Below are 3,517 nucleotides of genomic sequence, written 5' to 3' on the forward strand. Positions count from 1 at the left end.
CGACGCCCGCCGCGCCGCCCGCGGCGCCCGACACCACCACCGAAGTGCCGTCTCCGGCGGCCGCTGGCCCGACCGGTGGGCGACGACCCGCCCAGGCCGCCGCGGAGACCGAGGGTGGGCCCAACTCCACCGAGAAGGAGCAGCTCGCGACGGATGGCAACGACGATGTGAGCGCAGAGCAGCAGGGTGCAGCCGCTACGTCACGGGGACGCCAGAACAACGGCACCCGCGGGGGGGAACGTCCCGCAGGCGGTCGACGCGGGCGCAAGTCAGTGCCAGCATGGGACGACATCGTCTTCGGTGCTCGACGGACCTGATCGGGCCCACGAGACCGAGGAGTGATCCACCCGCGGACGACGAAAGGCCGCGGGTACCACGCCGCTCTGGATGCAATGACGCCACGAGAGCCGGCTGTGAGTAAACCGTCACATGGTCAGTTGGAACGTCTGACCGCCTAACACAGTTGGAGTAGATGTGACAGGGACTACCACGAAGCCGACGCTGACCAACCTCGATCGTTGCGACCGGTGCGGTGCCCAGGCATACGTGCGGGTGGTGCTACCCGGCGGCGGAGACCTGCTCTTCTGCCGGCATCACGCCAAGTCTCACGACTCCAAGCTCCGGGAGATGGCCGTCGAGTACCACGACGAGACGGATAAGCTCAGCGTCTCCTAATAATCGCACTCAGTAATCTCCGGGGGCACGCCACGACGCCGTGGGGTGCCCCTTTCGCTACCCGTCCGACGTCGGAACGGATCTCCGCGGCGGCGGGTGATGCCCCGCCTGACGGGCACCGGCCCGCCTGGGCGGCGGCGTTGTCGATCGTCGGGTGCCGTTGACCTCCCTGCGACTCACCAGGCCATACGGTGGGGATCGTGGCCGCCACGGGAAATGACGCGCCTGCTCCCGTGGCGCCCGCCGCAGGCCGTGGCCGCTGGCTTCCGCTGGTGCGCCGGGCCGCTGTCGGGGTCGCCCCCGACCTGGTGACGCAGGCCCGCCGGGGGAACGCGACCGCTCGGGCCCGGGTGCGCCGCAGCTCGGCCTACCGCCAGCTCGACCGCCAGCGTCAGCGCGTACCGCGTGGACCGGTCTGGCTGCTCCAGCGCACCATCGCCAATGCCTGGCGGCACCGGGTGCTGGGCCTGGCCGCCGAGGCCGGCTTCTGGCAGCTGCTGTCCCTTCCCCCGCTGCTGCTGTCGCTTCTCGGCGCGCTGGGCTACGTGGCGGAGGCGATCGGCCACAACGCGCTGGGCACCATTCGCGGCAGCATCCTGCGGGGTGCGGGCGATCTGCTCACCGAGTCCGTCGTTGACGACGCCGTGCGCCCCACGGTCGACGAGATCCTCTCCCGCGGCCGACCGGACGTGATCTCCATCGGCTTCGTCCTGTCCCTGTGGACGGGATCCACCGCGATGGCTACGTTCGTGAACACCATCACGATCGCCTACGGGCAGCGTGATCTGCGCTCGGCGGTCCGCAGCCGAGTCCTCGCCCTCGGGCTGTTCCTGGCCCAGGTGACCAGCGGAATGATCATCCTGCCGGCGCTCGTCCTCGGCCCCGGCATCATCTCCCGGATTCTCGACGCCGACCGGCATCCGGTCGTCGACCACCTGCTCACCCTGCTGTTCTGGCCGCTGGTGGGCCTGCTCGCGCTGACGATGCTGACGTCGCTCTACCATCTGTCGCTTCCAGTTCGCCGAGCGTGGTGGCGTGCGCTGCCGGGAGCGATGCTGGCGCTGCTGTGCTGGCTGCTGGGCAGTTACCTGCTGCGGCTCTACCTCGGGGTCGTGTTCAGCAACGAGCTGGTCTACGGCTCGCTGGCCTCGCCGGTGGCCGCGCTGCTGTTCTTCTACATCACGGCGCTGGCGGTGCTGCTCGGCGCCGAGCTGAACGCCGCGCTCGACGAGCGTCTGCGCACACGGGCCCAGCCAGCGGCCGCCCAGAAGTCACCGCCGCAGGACGCGTCGGCGTCATCCGGGCTCGCGACACCGTCCGATCAGGAGGTACCTACTGACCAGTAGGTACCTCCTGATCAGTAGGTACAGCCGGCGCCCGCCGGGACGGCCTCCTGCGCGGCAGCCGTCACGGCGGACGCGGCGGTCGAGACCGCGGCGATGCTCGCCGCCTGGACCGAGGCCGAGCCGGACCAGGTCGCCGGCACCGCGGTGGCCGGTGTGCGGGCCGGGGTGACCGGCAGGGCGCCGGTCGAACTCTGCTCGTCGACCCGGCCACCGAAGGGTTCGAGGAACGCCCCGAGCTGGGTGGGATCCGACAGCAGGACACTCTGGCCCGCCCGGGTCGCGGCCGCGGCCGGCACCGTGGCGAAGGCGACTCCCCCGGTGCCGATGGACTGCATCCGCACCGCCAGCCCGCGCAGATCGCCGAGGGACGTTCCCTCATCGAGGGTCAGCGCCGAGGTCGCGGCGTCCACCACATTGATCAGCTTGGAGGGGTTGAGCAGGGTGTCCGAGGAGGCGATCCGCTGGAACACGACCCCCAGGAACTGCTGCTGACGGCGGATCCGGTCGATGTCGCTCTCCGGCAGGCCGTAGCGCTGCCGGACGAACGCCAGTGCCTGCGCGCCGTTGAGCCGGTTCTCCCCCACCTGTCCGGAAAAGCCGGAGTAGTGGTCGTGCAGGTTGTCGAAGCCCCGCGCCTTCAGCTCGGGCGGCAGCTCCTTGATGCACACGGAGACACCGCCCAGGGCGTCGGTCATGCCCTGGAAGCCGACGAAGTCGATCTGGACGTAGTGGTTGATCCTGATCCCGGTGAAGCCCTCGATCGTCGACACGAGCAGCGACGGCCCACCGTAGGAGTAGGCCGAGTTCAGCTTCGAGCGCTGGGCGTCGTGCCGGGTTCCGCGGGTGTCGGTGTAGGCGGGGATGCGCACCCACAGGTCGCGGGGAAAGGAGATCAACGTCGTCGAGCCGCTGGCGTCGAGGTGCGCGAGGATCGTCGTGTCCGACCGCTGCCCCTGCGCGCTTCCGAACTCACCGTTCGTGCCCGCCCGGGAGTCCGAGCCGACCAGCAGGATGTTCTGTGTTCCGCCGCCCGCCGCCGACGGGCGGTCGACGTCGGAGGAAAACGTCAGCGGCACGTGGTGCACCCGGCCGTCGTAGTGGCGCAGCACAGCCCATCCGGTGCTGGCCACCACGAGCACGATCGCGGCCAGCACGGCCGCGATCATGGTGAGGCCGCGGCGCGCTCCGCCGCGGCGCGGTGCCGCAGGCGGCTCGTCGAGATCCGGAAGGGCGGGACGCGTCGGTGGGGCGCCCGCCCCCGCGCGGCGGGGGTCGCGCGCGACGTGCTGATCCCGATAGGGATCGCCGCCGGGGGCGCCAGAGGCGCCGCCGACCCCGTACCTGTCCGCGTCACCAGGGCGACGACGGTGGTCGGGACGATCGCCCCAGTCTCTTATAAAAATATCCCACCCCCCCATAACAAATGGTGGAAATGGTTTTTCCTCTTATTCTTGTAAAAAATGGGGGGGGGGGGGGGGGGGGGGGGGGGGGGGGGG

At 70.4% G+C, this 3,517-nt stretch carries 3 protein-coding genes and 1 pseudogene; 3 read left to right on the top strand and 1 reads right to left on the bottom strand.

Translation table 11 applies throughout. The features are described 5' to 3' along the window. From MXD58_RS23090 to MXD58_RS23100, 3 genes and pseudogenes are all read left to right on the top strand, one after another. A pseudogene (locus MXD58_RS23090) lies at positions 1-317 on the top strand (septation protein SepH); the annotation flags it as partial. A gap of 157 nt (positions 318-474) precedes the next feature. Further along, positions 475-675 carry a DUF7455 domain-containing protein gene (locus MXD58_RS23095; protein WP_009742431.1) on the top strand — a complete coding sequence of 67 codons (201 nt, stop codon included), beginning with the start codon at positions 475-477 and terminating at the stop codon, positions 673-675. A gap of 200 nt (positions 676-875) precedes the next feature. Then, on the top strand, positions 876-2,021 hold the full coding sequence (locus tag MXD58_RS23100) for a YihY/virulence factor BrkB family protein (protein WP_248838314.1): 1,146 nt from the start codon (positions 876-878) through the stop codon (positions 2,019-2,021). Positions 2,022-2,032: 11 nt separating this feature from the next. Here the strand turns inward: MXD58_RS23100 and MXD58_RS23105 are convergent, their stop codons facing one another. Further along, positions 2,033-3,187, bottom strand: coding sequence for an LCP family protein (locus MXD58_RS23105; protein ID WP_284678770.1), 1,155 nt, complete (start codon positions 3,185-3,187; stop codon positions 2,033-2,035). Between the last annotated feature and the right edge of the window lie 330 nt (positions 3,188-3,517).

The organism is Frankia sp. AgKG'84/4 (assembly GCF_023242965.2).
Taxonomy (GTDB): domain Bacteria; phylum Actinomycetota; class Actinomycetes; order Frankiales; family Frankiaceae; genus Frankia.

Bases quoted from the DNA above. Each gene is read 5' to 3' on its own strand.
- MXD58_RS23105 (WP_284678770.1), bottom strand. From the start codon at position 3,187: ATGATCGCGGCCGTGCTGGCCGCGATCGTGCTCGTGGTGGCCAGCACC.